This is a genomic window from Staphylococcus sp. mip270_02, assembly GCF_054031535.1.
In genome coordinates this window covers 2,368,745-2,385,530 of record NZ_CM132934.1, presented here as the reverse complement: position 1 = coordinate 2,385,530, position 16,786 = coordinate 2,368,745, and the positions used below count along the sequence as shown (strand labels likewise).

Sequence of the window (16,786 nt, the reverse complement as noted above, 5' to 3'; positions counted from 1 at the left end):
AACTTTATTTGTATTTACTAGTTAATCAAATGGAAAATGCATGTTTTATTTTATGTTAAACAGGCAAAATATAGGGTGTAGTAAGCTTTCAAATCTCATGAAAAGAATATAAAAAAGCAACCTTTATTATTGATTAATTTAATAAGAAGTATTATAATATATTTAAGGTCAAAGAAAGTCAAAGTCAAACTTAAAGACGCTTGATCAAATACTAAATGGTGAGGTGAATCATTTTGGATATTAATCAAATGACCTATGCAATTCAAGGGGCTTTACAAAAAGCAGTTGAATTAGCAAAAGTAAATGAAAACCAAAATATAGAAATCGAAGCTGTGTTAATAGCAGCACTTGAGGAAAACGAAAGTTTATTTAAAAGTGTGCTAGAAAGAGCTAATATTGATACTGAACATTTAAACAATGCATATACTAATAAATTGAAAAATTATCCAACCGTACAGGGCGATAATATTCAATACGGACAATATATTAGTCCAAAAACAAATGAATTATTCAATAGTGCAGAATCATATATGAAATCATATGAAGATGAATACATTTCAATGGAACATATCATATTAGCTGCAATGGACATTGATGAGACGACAAAACAATATGTAGATAATAAAAAAGAAATTATTGTAGAAATTATTAAAAAAATAAGAGGGGGAAACCATGTGACAACACAAAATCCAGAGGCAAATTATGAAGCTTTAGAAAAATATGGTAGAGACTTAGTTGAAGAAGTACGTCAAGGTAATATGGATCCAGTGATTGGTCGTGACGAAGAAATAAGAAATACCGTTAGAATTTTAAGTAGAAAAACAAAAAACAACCCTGTACTTATCGGTGAACCAGGTGTCGGTAAAACAGCTATTGTTGAAGGTTTAGCGCAGAGGATTGTTAGAAAAGACGTACCTGAGTCGTTATTAGATAAGACAATATTTGAATTAGACTTAAGTGCACTTGTTGCAGGTGCAAAATATCGTGGTGAATTTGAAGAGCGGCTAAAAGCAGTATTGAAAGAAGTGAAAGATTCAGACGGTAGAATTATACTGTTTATAGATGAAATTCATATGCTTGTTGGAGCTGGTAAAACAGAAGGTGCAATGGATGCAGGAAATATGTTGAAACCAATGCTTGCTAGAGGTGAATTGCACTGTATTGGGGCTACAACACTAAATGAATATAGAGAATATATTGAAAAAGATTCAGCTTTAGAACGTCGTTTCCAAAAAGTAAATGTATCGGAACCAGATGTAGAAGACACAATTTCAATTTTACGTGGTTTGAAGGAACGTTATGAAGTTTATCATGGTGTACGTATTCAAGATAAAGCATTAGTAGCCGCTGCAGAACTTTCAGACCGTTATATCACTGATCGCTTTCTTCCAGATAAAGCAATCGACTTAGTTGACCAAGCGTGTGCGACAATTAGAACAGAAATGGGTTCTAATCCAACAGAATTAGACCAAGTTAATCGTCGTGTAATGCAGTTAGAAATCGAAGAAAGTGCATTGAAAAATGAATCAGATAATGCAAGCAAACAACGTTTGCAAGAGTTACAACAAGAATTGTCCAATGAAAAAGAAAAACAAAATGCAATTCAATCTCGTGTTGAAGAAGAAAAAGAAAAAATTGCTAAGTTACAAGAAAAACGTACAGAATTAGATGAAAATAGAAAAGCATTAGAAGATGCTGAAAATAATTACAACTTAGAAAGAGCAGCTGAGCTACAACATGGTACAATTCCAGAATTAGAAAAAGAATTACGCGAGTTAGAAGATGCATTCCAAAATGAACAAAATGGAGATAATGAACGTATTATTCGTGAAATTGTTTCTGATGAAGAAATTGGAGATATTGTTAGTTCATGGACAGGTATTCCGGTTTCGAAACTTGTAGAAACTGAAAGAGAGAAACTGTTGAACCTTTCAGATATACTACATGAACGTGTTGTTGGACAAGATAAAGCAGTAGATTTAGTTTCTGATGCTGTTGTAAGAGCACGTGCAGGTATCAAAGATCCTAACAGACCTATTGGTAGTTTCTTATTCTTAGGACCTACAGGTGTAGGTAAAACAGAATTAGCTAAATCATTAGCATCAACGTTATTTGATTCAGAGAAACATATGATTCGCATTGATATGAGCGAGTACATGGAGAAACATTCTGTCTCACGTTTAATTGGTGCACCTCCAGGTTATGTAGGCCATGATGAAGGTGGGCAATTAACTGAATCAGTTCGCCGTAATCCATATTCTGTAATTCTATTAGATGAAATTGAAAAAGCTCACAGTGATGTATTTAACGTATTGTTACAAATACTTGAAGAAGGTCGCTTGACGGACTCTAAAGGACGCGAAGTAGATTTTAAAAATACAATTATCATTATGACTAGTAACATAGGTTCGCAAATTTTATTAGAAAATGTTAAAGATTCAGGTGTGATAACTGAAACAACAGAAAAAGCTGTGATGAACAGTTTAAACCAATATTTTAAACCTGAAATTATTAACCGTATGGATGACATTGTTTTATTTAAACCTTTATCTATTAATGATATGAGTTTAATTGTTGATAAATTATTAACAGAGTTAAATATTAGATTAATGGGGCAACGTATTTCAATCAATGTATCAGATGAAGCAAAAGCTTGGTTAGGCGAAGAAGCTTATGAACCACAGTTCGGTGCAAGACCATTGAAACGTTTCATCCAAAGACAAATTGAAACACCATTAGCACGTAAAATGATTAGAGAAAACTTACCTGAAGGTACAACTATCGATATTGCATTGACTGATGATGGTTTAACATTTTCTGAAAATAAACCCGAAACAGTTTAATAAATACTATTAATTATAAAGCAATTTCGCTAATTAAAATAATTTAGTTGGGGACGCGTAATAGAAAGCAAAGTAAGCATTTGTTTTCTGAGGCGTTCCCTTTTATTATAAAAAACAAGTCCAAGACATTTATATGCCTTGGACTTGTTTAGTGTTATAGTCATCTTTGACGTAGATAAGACAATTGAATCACAAGATTATTGTCCTACACCGTATTTAGTGGTACTCTTTGGCGTCATGTTTACTAGGTTTAATCACCATATCAAATAAAACGATAATAATTGTAAAAGCAATTGCTCCAAAGACCGGTGTTATATAGTTAAGTGCACCGCCACCATTCAAACTATTAAGTACGAAATTAATCATTTGTAATAAGATAATAGACCAAAATAAAACTGCGAGGTATTTCATTATGTAATGCCTCCAATATAATATATATAACTTCATTATAAATAATTAAGTGTAGTTTGTATAGAGAAAAGTAATATTTAAAATTTCGATGTGTTGTTCTTGTATTTGAAATGTGTATTATGTTAAATTAATACCTGGTATTAAAAGTTTAATTCAAATAAAAATTAAAATTAAGATTAAGAAGGTGTACAACCATGGATGTGGGTATTAAAGGTTTTGGTGCGTACGCACCTGAAAAAGTTGTTGAAAATACCTATTTTGAATCATTTTTAGAAACTTCAGATGAGTGGATTTCACAAATGACTGGTATTAAAGAGCGTAGATGGGCAGATGAAAATGAAGAAGCTTCTGACATGGCTTATCAAGCGAGCTTAAAAGCAATCGAAGACGCAGAGATTGAAGCTTCAGAAATCGACATGATTATTGTAGCGACATCGACAGGTGATTTTCCTTTCCCAACAGTCGCTAATATTTTACAAGAAAAATTAGGTGTGGGAAAAGTTGCTTCCATGGATCAACTTGCAGCATGTAGTGGTTTTATGTATGCAATGATTAATGCAAAACAATTTGTGCAATCTGGTGATTATAAAAACATATTAGTTGTCGGTGTAGATAAATTGTCTAAAATTACTGACTTTACAGATCGTTCAACAGCTATTTTATTTGGAGACGGTGCTGGTGCAGTAGTTATTAGTGAGGTATCAGAAGGACGCGGTATTTTAAGCTATGAACTAGGTTCAGATGGTTCAGGAGCAAAGCATTTATTTTTAAACCCAGAAAATGGCAAAATATTTATGAACGGTCGTGAAGTATTTAAATTTGCTGTAAGAATAATGGGCGAAGCGTCAACAAACGCAGTGGCTAAAGCAAATTTAACCCCTGATGACGTAGATATGTTTGTACCACACCAAGCAAACATTAGAATTATGGAATCTGCTAGAGAACGTTTAGGTATACCAAAAGAAAAAATGAGTGTTTCTGTAGACAGATTTGGAAACACGTCAGCAGCATCTATTCCATTAAGTATCGGCCAAGAATTAGAAAAAGGCAAAATTAAAGATGACGATGTCCTTGTATTAGTTGGTTTTGGTGGCGGCTTAACATGGGGCGCTGTCACACTAAGATGGGGAAAATAGGAGGATAAATTATGAGCAAAGAACAGCGTGTTGTAATAACAGGAATTGGCGCATTATCACCTTTAGGCAACGATGCTAAATCATCGTGGGATAACGCGTTGAAAGGTGTAAGTGGTATTGATAATATTACAAGATTAGATACAACAGATTACAGTGTTCATTTAGCTGGAGAACTAAAAGATTTTAATATAGAAGACCATATCCCGAAAAAAGAAGCACGTAGAATGGATCGTTTTACTCAATATGCGTTAGTAGCTGCTAGAGAAGCGGTTCAAGATGCTAAACTTGAAATTAACGAAAAAACTGCCAATAGAATTGGAGTATGGATTGGTTCAGGAATTGGCGGTATGGAAACATTTGAAATTTCTCATAATCAATTAATTAACCGTGGTCCAAGAAAAGTGAGCCCATTTTTTGTACCAATGCTTATACCTGATATGGCAACAGGCCAAGTGTCTATTGATATTGGTGCCAAAGGTCCAAATGGTTCTACAGTAACAGCTTGTGCAACTGGTACAAACTCAATTGGGGAAGCGTTCAAGATTATTCAACGTGGTGACGCAGATGCAATGGTTACAGGCGGAGCTGAAGCGCCAATCACACATATGGCAATTGCAGGGTTTAGTGCTAGTCGCGCATTATCTACAAATGATGATAAAGAAACTGCATGTCGTCCTTTCCAAGAAGGTCGTGATGGATTCATCATGGGCGAAGGTGCTGGTATTGTAGTATTAGAGTCTTTAGAATCAGCACAAGCACGCGGTGCTCAAATTTATGCAGAAGTTGTAGGGTATGGTTCGACTGGAGACGCATATCATATTACAGCTCCAGCACCACAAGGTGAAGGTGGCTCTCGTGCTATGCAAGCAGCGATGGATGATGCTGGTATTGAAGCTAAAGATATTCAATATCTTAATGCACATGGTACAAGTACGCCAGTGGGCGACTTAACTGAAATCCAAGCTATAAAAAATACATTTGGTGAAGCTGCTTCTACATTAAAAGTAAGTTCAACTAAATCAATGACAGGTCATTTACTTGGTGCAACAGGTGGTATTGAGGCAATATTTTCTGCGCTTTCAATTAGAGATAGCCGTATTGCACCTACAATTAATGCAAACACACCAGATCCAGAATGTGATTTAGATATCGTTCCTAACCAAGCAGAAGATTTAGATATTACTTATGCAATGAGTAACAGTTTAGGCTTCGGTGGACATAATGCAGTGATTGTGTTGAAGAAATTTAGTGACTAAAATTGTATAGTATTTTCATACTGTTATATTATAAATATTAAAATAAACCAAACGCTATATTTTTAGTGTTTGGTTTATTTTGCGTTCAGGTAAATTTTGAAAGATATACTTTAAAAATTTATCAAAATATTTTAATCTCTATTTGAGGCTTTATTTAAAATAGGCAGACTAATATTTATAAATGCTCTTGATAGTATAAATTAGTTTTATTTAAGCAAATAAAATCATATGAAGTATTTAAATAGTTAAAACATATCCTTATTGGCTAAATAAGCATTTAAAAGTATAATTTATTTAATCATCTGGGAGTGGGACAGAAATCAAATTTTCTAACATAGATTTCGTAGTCCCACCTCGGCAATAGTGACTAGCATTGAAAAAAGCTTGATATAAGCGTATTTTCAATTCAGTCACCTACTGCCAAATTGAAAATGAGCCTGAGACATCTAATTATGTCCCAGGCTCATTGATAAAGTAAACATTGGGGAGGGCATAAGATGAAAAGGTTTTTAACTCTATCCACAACATTAAAAACACGACTTATAGCAGATTTTATATTAATTATTGCGAGCCAAGCGATTTTACCTTTCTTGGCATTATATTTAACTAGTAAAGTGAATGCAGTATTTGCAGGTGTTTTCTTAATTACAAATCTTATTGTAAGTTTCATTGTGTCCTTCATAGGAGGGTATATAGGGGACAATTATAATAGGAAGAAAGTGGTAAATTACATTCATTTTCTTTATGCAATTTGTCTTATTATTTTAAGTATAACCGTTACTATGGATGGTATAGGATTAGTTGTTTTTTGTGTGACAGTTTTTATTTTTGAAATTATGTTTGCTGCGAGTGAACCTATTTTTGAGGCAGCGATTATGGATGCAATTTATGAAGAAGTTCGCGAATACGTGTATCAACTAAATTATTGGATGTTTAATATTAGCACAGCAATTGGAATGGTGCTAGGTGCTTTACTCTATTTAGGTCATAAGCGATTATTATTTATGATATTTTTCTTAGCAATGCTTATAAGTTGGTACCTTTTTGAGAAATACTACGATGTAGAGCAAGCTTATAACAAAAAAGAAGAATTAACATCAAAATTTAAACATTTTATTAATAGTTACCATACTGTTATTAAAGATAAATACTTTATGATGTTAAATTTAGGGTTTATGTTAGTAATTATGGCAGAGTTAAGTTTAAATTCTTATATTGTGGTTAGGTTGAAGTCTGATTTTGAACCATTAAGCTTTTTTGGGTTTTACATAGATGGAGTGAGAATGTTTACTGTTATTATGATAATCAATACACTTGTTGTAGCTACCTTAACTTTTACAGTAAATAGAGTTGTGGAATCAACATCGAAAAGAATTGCGTTTATTTTAGGGATTATATTATATACCGTTGGTTATAGTGTGTTGACGTCTGCGAGCTCATTTTGGATTTTATGTTTATTCTCCATTATTGCTACATTAGGGGAGTTGATATATTCGCCTATACAAAACGCACAAAGATTTTTAATGATACCAGATGATAAACGAAGTACATATAATACATTTGGTATGGTATCGTTTTATGGTGGTAATTTATTAGCACGTTCTGGGTTAATTATAGGGGCTTTTGTTTTACCATGGATGATGTCGGTATATGTTGCAACCGTTGTTTTAATAGGATTTGTATTATTATATTATGCTTTGTTTTGTAACCCGAATGTTGAAACGAAATAATAAAAAGAGAGCAACAAATCATTTTTTTGCTAAAATGATTTAGTAGAATTAATCTTTTTTAGAAAATATAACTGGCAGCAAAGGTATAATCATTTTCTGCCCATATAACAAATTAGTCCGAGACAACTATATAAGTCTCGGACTAATTTTTCGTTTGAATGTTTGATGGCATTACAAAATATATATAACGAATCATTATTTTAATTAAATTAACCAATTAGCTTGGACTTTAAATTAAAAATGATATAACGATTGCGAGTATTAAATAAAATAAATTAAAACTAAATGCAATTTTTACCCATGGAGAGACAAAATAGTCATCTTTTTTAACTTGTTTAGGTTTAAAAAATTCATCATTTTCTATGGTATCTTTGTGTTTTTTACTTGAAAGCTGATATTTTAGTCTTCTAAAACCATAACTTGTAGGATCAAAAATACCTTCTTGAACGATAATGATAATAAAAAAGAATATGGTTAATGAAATCGAAATATAGAAGAAAATATTAATAAAATATATTAAGGTATGTGAAAAGAAAAACCAAAACAGCAAAGAAAGTAGGGGTGTTAAAAACGCCCAACCAAATATAGAAGTTAAATTTCGCATTATTTTGTCTCCTTTAATTAATAAATTTATTGTAACTTAAAATTACTTAAAAATGAATAATAATTAATGGAATTTCTTTTACAACAATACTTATAAGATTTATAAATTTATTTAAAAAATGATTACTTTAATAATGTAAAGTAAAACAATGTTGATTAAAATATGAACTAAAAGTATAATGTTATTAAATATTTCTGAATATTTTGAAGGGAATGTTTATTCTGAAATTAAAGGGGGATAAAATATGCTTAAGTATATTATGAAGCGATTAGGGTATATGATTTTATCATTATTCATAATCATAACGATCACTTTTTTCTTAATGAAGTTAATGCCTGGTTCGCCATTTAATGATGAAAAATTAAATGAAGAGCAGAAACAAATTTTAAATGAAAAATATGGTCTGAATGATCCGGTACCTGTACAGTATGCCAGTTATCTAAAGAATGTAGTTACGGGGGACTTTGGTAACTCATTCCAATATGACAATCAACCTGTTTGGGACTTAATAAAACCGAGATTGTTACCGTCATTTGAGATGGGGATGACAGCAATGGTTATCGGTGTAATACTAGGTTTGATTTTGGGGGTCATAGCAGCAGTACGGCAAAACACCTGGGTGGATTATTCTGCAACGGTAATTTCAGTTATTGCGGTTTCAGTACCGTCATTTGTATTAGCAGTATTATTGCAGTATGTCTTTTCAGTAAGATTACAGTGGTTTCCTGTTGCGGGTTGGGAAGGGTTATCAACAGCAGTGCTACCTTCACTAGCTTTATCTGCAGCAGTACTAGCAACCGTGGCTAGATACATAAGAGCGGAAATGATTGAAGTATTAAGTTCAGATTATATCTTGTTAGCACGTGCCAAAGGTAACTCAACAATGAGAGTATTATTTGGCCATGCATTAAGGAATGCTTTAATTCCAGTTATAACAATTATTGTGCCGATGTTAGCAAGTATCCTAACAGGTACACTAACAATCGAAAATATCTTTGGTGTGCCTGGTTTAGGGGATCAATTCGTTAGATCTATAACAACAAATGACTTCCCAGTTATCATGGCAACGACAATTTTATTCAGTACACTATTTATTGTTTCCATTTTCCTTGTAGACATATTATATGGTGTTATTGATCCACGTATTCGTGTACAAGGAGGTAAAAAATAATGGCTGATAAAAGAGATGAAAAATTAAATGATGATCATTCAAATGCAGTGATGACTACTACCTCTGAAGCTATTCCAGCATCTGATTTTATTAGAAGTAACAATGATATTGAAAAAGAACCTGAAATGCAAAGAGAGAGTAAAAACTTTTGGCAGGATGCATGGACACAATTGAAACGAAATAAACTTGCAGTAGTAGGGATGGTTGGTTTAATTATTATTGTGCTATTAGCGCTGATAGGGCCGTTATTAAGTTCACATGACTATGCTGAACAAGATGTTGAGCGTCGTAATCTACCGGCGAAGATACCAGTATTAGACCAAATTTCATTCTTACCATTTGATGGTGAGGGAGCGCAAGGCGTTGATGCTTATAAAGAAGCTGGGGTTAAAGAAAACTTCTGGTTCGGTACAGACCAATTAGGTAGAGATTTATGGTCAAGAACATGGCAAGGTGCACAAGTATCATTATTTATTGGTGTTGTCGCTGCCTTACTAGATATATTTATAGGAGTCATATACGGAGCAATATCAGGATTTTTTGGCGGTCGATTAGATAATGTTATGCAACGTATAATAGAAATTGTTGCTTCTATTCCAACACTTATTGTTGTGATTTTATTTGTACTAATCTTTGAACCATCTATATGGACGATTATTTTAGCGATGGCTATCACAGGTTGGATTGGTATGAGTCGTGTCGTTCGTGGAGAATTTTTAAAGTTGAAAAACCAAGAATTTGTTTTGGCTTCAAAAACATTGGGTGCATCAAAATTCAAACTGATTTTCAAACATATTTTACCTAACACGTTAGGTGTTATTGTAGTGACTTCAATGTTTACAGTGCCTAACGCAATATTCTTTGAAGCATTCTTAAGCTTTATTGGTATTGGGGTACCTGCGCCAAGAACATCTTTGGGTTCTTTGGTAAATGAAGGTAGAGCTATGTTGCTCATCCACCCACATGAATTATTTATACCAGCGTTAGTATTAAGTTTACTAATCTTATTCTTCTATCTATTTAGTGATGGATTACGTGATGCATTTGATCCGAAAATGCGTAGATAATAAAAGGAGGCAACAGATATGTCAGAAAGAATATTAGAAGTTAGTGATTTGCATGTTTCCTTTGATATCGATGCAGGGGAAGTGCAAGCGGTAAGAGGCGTTGACTTTGTTATCGATAAAGGAGAGACATTAGCAATTGTTGGTGAATCTGGTTCCGGTAAATCAGTAACAACAAAAGCTATTACGAAATTATTTCAAGGTGACGCCGGAAGAATTAAAAAAGGACAAATTAATTTCTTAGGTGAAGATTTAGCGAGAAAATCAGAGCAAGAATTAATTAAATTGCGCGGTAAAGACATTTCTATGATTTTCCAAGACCCGATGACATCATTAAACCCAACTATGAAAATTGGAAAACAGGTTATGGAACCATTAATTAAACATAAAAATTATAATAAAGCAAATGCTAAAAAAAGAGCACTTGAAATTCTGAATCTAGTTGGTTTACCAAATGCTGAAAAACGATTTAACGCTTATCCCCATCAATTTTCTGGTGGACAAAGACAAAGAATCGTTATAGCGACGGCTCTCGCATGTGAACCAAAAGTACTTATCGCAGATGAGCCTACAACTGCACTCGATGTAACAATGCAAGCACAAATATTAGAACTTATGAAGGAGCTTCAACATAAAATCAGTACCTCTATTATATTTATTACACATGATCTAGGTGTTGTAGCAAACATAGCGGATAGAGTTGCTGTAATGTATGGAGGGCAAATGGTAGAAACTGGTGATGTAGATGAAATATTCTACGATCCTAAACATCCTTATACATGGGGATTACTTTCTTCTATGCCAGACTTAACAACTGGGGCTGATACAGAGTTGCTAGCGATTCCTGGTACACCACCTGATTTGTTACACCCACCAAAAGGGGATGCATTTGCGGAACGTAGTCAATTTGCTTTAGATATTGATTTCAAGACACCACCACCATGGTATCAGGTATCGACAACACATTTTGTGAAATCATGGTTACTGGACGATCGTGCGCCTCGCGTAGAACCACCAGAAATGGTCAAAAAACGTTTGCGTAAAATGCCAAATAACTTTGATAAACCACAACAGGTAGAAAGGGTGTCTTTCAATGGAGAATAGTAATGAGTTATTATTACAAGTAAAAAATTTAAAACAATATTTTAACGAAGGTAAACGTAATGAAGTTAGAGCTATTGAAAACATTTCTTTTGATGTTTATAAAGGCGAAACTTTTGGCCTTGTTGGTGAATCAGGATGTGGAAAATCAACCACAGGCAAAGCGATTATTAAATTAAATGAAATAACGGATGGCGAGATTTTATATGAAGGCGTGGATATTCAAAAAATTAAAAATCGTAAAGATTCTTTGAAATTCAATAAAAAAATTCAGATGATTTTCCAAGATCCTTATGCTTCATTAAACCCAAGACTTAAGGTAATGGATATTGTAGCTGAAGGTATTGATATACACAAACTTTCAACAGGGGTAAAAGACCGAAAAAGACGTGTCTATGATTTGCTAGAAACTGTTGGTTTAAGTAAAGAACATGCCAATCGTTATCCTCATGAATTTTCAGGTGGTCAACGTCAACGTATTGGGATTGCAAGAGCATTAGCAGTTGAGCCTGAGTTTATTATTGCTGATGAACCTATTTCGGCGTTAGATGTCTCTATACAAGCACAAGTAGTAAATCTATTATTAAAATTGCAGAGAGAACGTGGCATAACATTTTTATTTATTGCCCATGACTTATCAATGGTTAAATACATTTCAGACAGAATTGCGGTTATGCATTTTGGTAAAATTGTTGAAATAGGTAGTGCAGATGAAATTTACAATCACCCAATGCATCCCTATACGAAGTCATTACTTTCTGCTGTACCACAACCTGACCCTGAAAGTGAAAGAGTTAGAAAAAGAACTCATTTTAAAGAGGATGACACTAAAAATAATCAACGATCATTACAAGAAATTAGAGTAAATCATTATGTATTTACTACAGAAGAAGAAGCTAAAGAATTAAAATCTCAAACACAAGAGGCTTCTGTTTAATAGGGGAAGGGGGGAATATAATGAAAAAATCTAAGTTTTTAATTATTTTAGTAGTACTATCGGTTGTATTAGCAGGTTGTGGCAATGCTGAAGGAATTTATTCTGATAAAGGGGATGTATTTAGAAAAGTGATACCACAAGATATTTCTTCATTAGATACGGCCTTAGCTACTGATACAGTTTCATTTGATATATATAATCAGGTATATGAAGGTTTATATACCTTAGATAAAAATGATAAAGCGAAACCAGGTGTTGCAAAAGCTATGCCAAAAGAAAGTAATGGTGGTAAAACTTTGACGATTGATTTGCGTAAAGATGCAAAATGGTCTAATGGCGACCCCGTTACAGCACATGATTTTGAATTTGCATGGAAACGTGTCGTTAACCCAGACACGGCATCTGAATATGCTTATATTATGTATGATTTAAAGAATGCTGAAGAAATAAATATGGGCAAAAAAGACGTAGATGAGCTAGGAGTTAAAGCAGTTGATGACCACACATTAAAAGTGGAATTAACAAAACCAATACCATATATGAATGAGATGCTAGCCTTTGCAACGTTTATGCCACAAAATGAAAAAGCTGTGAAGAAAGCTGGACAACAATATGGTACTACAGCTGATAAAACAGTGTTCAATGGACCGTTTAAAGTAAAAGATTGGAAAGTTGAAGATAAAATACAACTTGTGAAAAATGATGATTATTGGGATAAAAAAGCAGTGAATTTAGATCGTGTAAATTATAAAGTGTTGAAAGATCAGCAAGCAGGTGCGTCACTATATGATACAGGTTCTGTAGACGATACAACGATAACTGCCGACCAAGTTGATAAATATGCAGATGATCCAGGATTAAAGAAACGTTTATTAGCAAGTACATTTTATATTAAGTTAAATCGAGACAATGTACCAGAATTTAAAAACAAAGACTTAAGGTTAGCAATTTCTCAAGCTATTAATAAAGAAGGTTATGTAAATTCAGTTTTGAACAACGGTTCAGAAGCTACAGATGGCTTTACATCTAAACTAACAGCTAAATCACCAGATGGTAAGGATTTTACTGAATCAATCAATTCACCGTTAACATATAATCCTAAAGCAGCAAAACAACATTTAGAGAAAGCCAAAAAAGAGTTAGGTATCAAAGAGTTAACATTTACAATGAATACGGAAGATACTCCAGGTTCGAAAATTTCAGCAGAGTTTATTAAATCTCAAATTGAAAGAAATTTACCAGGAGTTACAATGAATATTAAACAATTACCGTTTAAACAAAGGGTGAATCAAGAACATTCTGAGACATTTGAAGCATCATTATCTGGTTGGGGACCAGATTACCCAGATCCATTAACTTTCTTGAATATTATGACTACAGGGAATCCATCTAATAATACAGGATGGGGCAATAAAGAATTCGATAAATTAGTTAAGGATGCCAATGGCAAATTATTGAAGAAACCTGAAGAACGAAATGCAGCAATGAAGGAAGCAGAGGAATTATTATTAGCAGAAGCGCCAGTTGCACCGATTTACCAAAAAGGGGAAGCGCATTTAACTAATCCTCAAGTTAAAGGTTTGGTGTATCATCAAATTGGTGGAGATACGACACTAAAACATGTGAAAATTGATAAGAGTATCGACCCTAAAACTGGTAAAAAGAAAGAAAAATAAGCATAAAAAAGGAGAATCCGAATTACTGGATTCTCCTTTTTTATGTTCTGGAAATTGTAAGGTCAGTAAGTTATCTTTTACGACCTAAGCCCATAGCTTTTTCCATTTTTTTTAATGTTTTAAATGACACTTTTTGTGCTTTATCTCTACCATTATCTAATATTGTATCAAGCTCATCAGAATTGAAATAATAGTCATATTTTTCTTGGAAATTAGTTAAGAATGATTTTACTATTTCTGCTAAATCTGCTTTAAACACACCATAGTTTGAGTCTTTATATTTTTCTTGAAGTGAATCAATAGATTCATTAGTTAAACTTGAATAAATAGATAATAAATTAGAAATTCCTGGTTTATTTTCACGATCAAATTTAATGATACCGTCAGAATCTGTTACAGCACTTTTGATTTTTTTAGCGGCAGCATTTGGCTGATCAAGTAATGAGATAAAGTTTTTCTGATTATCATCACTTTTACTCATTTTTTTAGTTGGGTCTTGAAGACTCATCACGCGGCCTCCAACTTTTGGCATACGGATTTCTGGTTTAATCAATACATCATTATAACGGGAGTTAAATCTATCTACTAGATTACGTGTTAACTCCATATGTTGTTTTTGGTCATCACCAACTGGTACGATATTAGTATTATAAATAACGATATCAGCAGCCATCAATGGTGGATAAGTTAATAACCCTGCTGGTACACCTTCAGTTTGTTTTACTGCTTTATCTTTAAATTGCGTCATACGTTCTAATTCGCCAATTGAAGAAATTGTAGTGAGCATCCAACTTGCTTGAACATGCGCAGGAACCTCAGATTGAATAAACAGTGTTGATTTTTCTGGATCTATACCAGAAGCTAAATAGATTGCAGCAAGTTGTCTAATTTGTTTACGTAGTTTTAATCGATCTTGGGGTACCGTGATTGCGTGTTGGTCCACGATACAAAAGAAACAATCGTAATCATCTTGTACTTCACCAAATTGTTTCAATGCGCCAATGTAGTTACCAATTGTTGGAATCCCACTAGGCTGGATACCTGAAAATAATGTTTCCATTTTATGATGCCTACTTTCTGAAATTTAATTTAATACACAATACGTTTATTATAACAGTATTTCAATCATTTGTAAGTTATGTTAAACTACATGTACATCAATATTTCTAGTTGAATTTATTGAGAAATACTTTTATTTTAAATTTTTTGAAAAAAATTAGAGAATTCTCATTTAATTTTAATGTTGAAAGGGTATACTTTCATTGTAAGGTTAAGGAAGGCGAAGAAAACTATAAAGTTTCCTAATCATATAAATATTGAAATCAAATGAATTTACATTCATGAAAAATAGGAGAGTGAGATGTATGGTAACATTATTTACTTCACCAAGTTGCACATCTTGCCGTAAAGCGAAAGCATGGTTACAAGAACATGACATTCCGTATACGGAGCGTAACATTTTTTCAGAACACTTAACAATTGACGAAATCAAACAAATTTTAAAAATGACTGAAGACGGTACTGATGAAATTATATCTACACGTTCTAAAACTTACCAAAAATTAAATGTAGATATTGATGCGCTACCACTTCAAGATTTATATTCAATTATTCAAGATAACCCTGGTTTATTACGTCGTCCAATTATTTTAGACGAAAAACGTCTACAAGTTGGTTATAATGAAGATGAAATCAGACGTTTCTTACCTAGAAAAGTTCGTACGTTCCAATTGCAAGAAGCGCAACGTATGGTTGACTAAGACAAATTATAAGTGAAATAAATAAATCGTAAACCATAAAGTAATGAATTAAAAAATTGCTTTATGGTTTTGTTATATTTAACATAACAAATACTAATAGGCTTAGGTCAAATGCAAAGGTTGTCTAAGCGGAAAAATCGATTTAATATAGAGTTAAGTTAATTTTGGTGCAGCACGCTTGAATAGTTAGTGCTGTTTTTTTGGCTAATATTAGGGTATATGTTAATATAAGATACTAATTGGAATTTAGTGAAATTTAATCAAACAAATCAATTGTAATTATTGCTATGTTCTAATACAATATGATTACTATTCATCGACTGTAAGGAGTGAGATGATATGAGAATAGAGCGCGTTGACGATACTACCGTTAAATTATTTATAACATATAGTGATATTGAAGCAAGAGGTTTTAAACGTGAAGATTTGTGGACTAATCGCAAACGTGGAGAAGAATTCTTTTGGAATATGATGGAAGAAATCAATGAAGAAGAAGATTTTGTTGTTGAAGGCCCATTATGGATTCAAGTACACGCTTTTGAAAAAGGTGTTGAGGTAACGATATCTAAATCTAAAAATGAAGATTTGATAAATATGTCAGATGAAGATAATGAACAGCTTGATTATCAAGTGAACGATTTATTATCACAGACGTTTGATCAAGATGATAGTTTAGAAGATTTATTTGAGCAACGTCAACAACAGAAAGAAAATAACCATAGCCAAGAACGAAATGACCATAAACAGCAAAATACACGTACTGTTATTGTTAAATTTAGTGATTTAGAAGAAGTAATCGATTATGCACATCACAACGATCAAGTGACAGATGCATTTGAAGATTTATTATATAGTCTTAACAATATTTATTATTATGCTGTGCATTTTGACGAAAATGTAGATCAAGAAACAATTAATGATAGTTATAGTCAATTACTTGAGTTCGCATATCCTACTGATAAATCTGAAGTATATTTAAATGACTATGCAAAAATAATCATGAGCCATAATGTTGCGTCACAAGTGCGTCGTTATTTTCCAAACACTGCAGAGTAATTAATGTGAATAAATGAATGATATAACCATTACTAGAATTG

The 16,786-nt window shown here is 32.8% G+C and carries 14 protein-coding genes; 11 read left to right on the top strand and 3 right to left on the bottom strand.

The window, feature by feature from the left end:
• Positions 1-233: 233 nt before the first annotated feature.
• Complete coding sequence (gene clpB, locus ACW5YJ_RS11265) at positions 234-2,843, top strand: ATP-dependent chaperone ClpB (RefSeq protein ID WP_017722318.1); 2,610 nt, start codon at positions 234-236, stop codon at positions 2,841-2,843.
• Positions 2,844-3,059: 216 nt separating this feature from the next.
• On the opposite strand, the gene ACW5YJ_RS11260 is transcribed toward clpB, so the two are convergent.
• Entirely contained in the window at positions 3,060-3,254 is a 195-nt protein-coding gene (locus ACW5YJ_RS11260) for a DUF2929 family protein (protein ID WP_017722317.1), read from the bottom strand.
• 194 nt (positions 3,255-3,448) lie between these two features.
• Here ACW5YJ_RS11260 and ACW5YJ_RS11255 point away from each other — a divergent pair, with 194 nt between their 5' ends.
• From ACW5YJ_RS11255 to ACW5YJ_RS11245, 3 genes are all read left to right on the top strand, one after another.
• Positions 3,449-4,390, top strand: coding sequence for a beta-ketoacyl-ACP synthase III (locus tag ACW5YJ_RS11255; RefSeq protein WP_017722316.1), 942 nt, complete (start codon positions 3,449-3,451; stop codon positions 4,388-4,390).
• 11 nt (positions 4,391-4,401) lie between these two features.
• Positions 4,402-5,646, top strand: a complete 1,245-nt coding sequence (fabF, locus tag ACW5YJ_RS11250; protein WP_017722315.1) for a beta-ketoacyl-ACP synthase II — start codon at positions 4,402-4,404, stop codon at positions 5,644-5,646.
• Between the two features lie 497 nt (positions 5,647-6,143).
• The gene (locus tag ACW5YJ_RS11245; RefSeq protein WP_017722314.1) at positions 6,144-7,376 is read left to right on the top strand and encodes an MFS transporter; all 1,233 of its coding nucleotides are present in this window, start codon (positions 6,144-6,146) and stop codon (positions 7,374-7,376) included.
• Between the two features lie 229 nt (positions 7,377-7,605).
• Here the strand turns inward: ACW5YJ_RS11245 and ACW5YJ_RS11240 are convergent, their stop codons facing one another.
• Positions 7,606-7,980 carry a DUF3899 domain-containing protein gene (locus tag ACW5YJ_RS11240; protein WP_017722313.1) on the bottom strand — a complete coding sequence of 125 codons (375 nt, stop codon included), beginning with the start codon at positions 7,978-7,980 and terminating at the stop codon, positions 7,606-7,608.
• Between the two features lie 244 nt (positions 7,981-8,224).
• Between ACW5YJ_RS11240 and opp3b the strand changes: the two genes are divergently transcribed.
• Genes opp3b through ACW5YJ_RS11215 form a run of 5 tightly spaced genes read left to right on the top strand, consistent with a single transcriptional unit; the run spans position 8,225 to position 13,929 of the window.
• Positions 8,225-9,151, top strand: a complete 927-nt coding sequence (opp3b, locus tag ACW5YJ_RS11235; RefSeq protein WP_017722312.1) for an oligopeptide ABC transporter permease — start codon at positions 8,225-8,227, stop codon at positions 9,149-9,151.
• Positions 9,151-10,218, top strand: a complete 1,068-nt coding sequence (gene opp3C / locus ACW5YJ_RS11230) for an oligopeptide ABC transporter permease (protein ID WP_017722311.1) — start codon at positions 9,151-9,153, stop codon at positions 10,216-10,218. Before opp3b ends, opp3C begins: the two co-directional genes overlap by 1 nt.
• An 18-nt stretch (positions 10,219-10,236) precedes the next feature.
• A complete protein-coding gene (locus ACW5YJ_RS11225; protein WP_017722310.1) occupies positions 10,237-11,319 on the top strand; it encodes an ABC transporter ATP-binding protein in 1,083 nt (360 codons plus the stop codon).
• Positions 11,309-12,253 (top strand): ABC transporter ATP-binding protein, encoded by a 945-nt coding sequence (locus tag ACW5YJ_RS11220; RefSeq protein ID WP_457338176.1) that lies wholly within the window; start codon positions 11,309-11,311, stop codon positions 12,251-12,253. The genes ACW5YJ_RS11225 and ACW5YJ_RS11220 overlap by 11 nt, the downstream gene beginning before the upstream one ends.
• A 20-nt stretch (positions 12,254-12,273) precedes the next feature.
• The gene (locus tag ACW5YJ_RS11215; RefSeq protein ID WP_107551799.1) at positions 12,274-13,929 is read left to right on the top strand and encodes a peptide ABC transporter substrate-binding protein; all 1,656 of its coding nucleotides are present in this window, start codon (positions 12,274-12,276) and stop codon (positions 13,927-13,929) included.
• 70 nt (positions 13,930-13,999) lie between these two features.
• Here the strand turns inward: ACW5YJ_RS11215 and trpS are convergent, their stop codons facing one another.
• On the bottom strand, positions 14,000-14,989 hold the full coding sequence (gene trpS / locus ACW5YJ_RS11210) for a tryptophan--tRNA ligase (RefSeq protein WP_017722307.1): 990 nt from the start codon (positions 14,987-14,989) through the stop codon (positions 14,000-14,002).
• Between the two features lie 304 nt (positions 14,990-15,293).
• Between trpS and spxA the strand changes: the two genes are divergently transcribed.
• Both spxA and mecA read left to right on the top strand, forming a co-directional pair.
• Positions 15,294-15,689, top strand: a complete 396-nt coding sequence (gene spxA, locus ACW5YJ_RS11205; protein WP_002483765.1) for a transcriptional regulator SpxA — start codon at positions 15,294-15,296, stop codon at positions 15,687-15,689.
• A 339-nt stretch (positions 15,690-16,028) separates the two neighbouring features.
• Complete coding sequence (mecA, locus tag ACW5YJ_RS11200) at positions 16,029-16,745, top strand: adaptor protein MecA (RefSeq protein WP_017722306.1); 717 nt, start codon at positions 16,029-16,031, stop codon at positions 16,743-16,745.
• Positions 16,746-16,786: the final 41 nt, after the last annotated feature.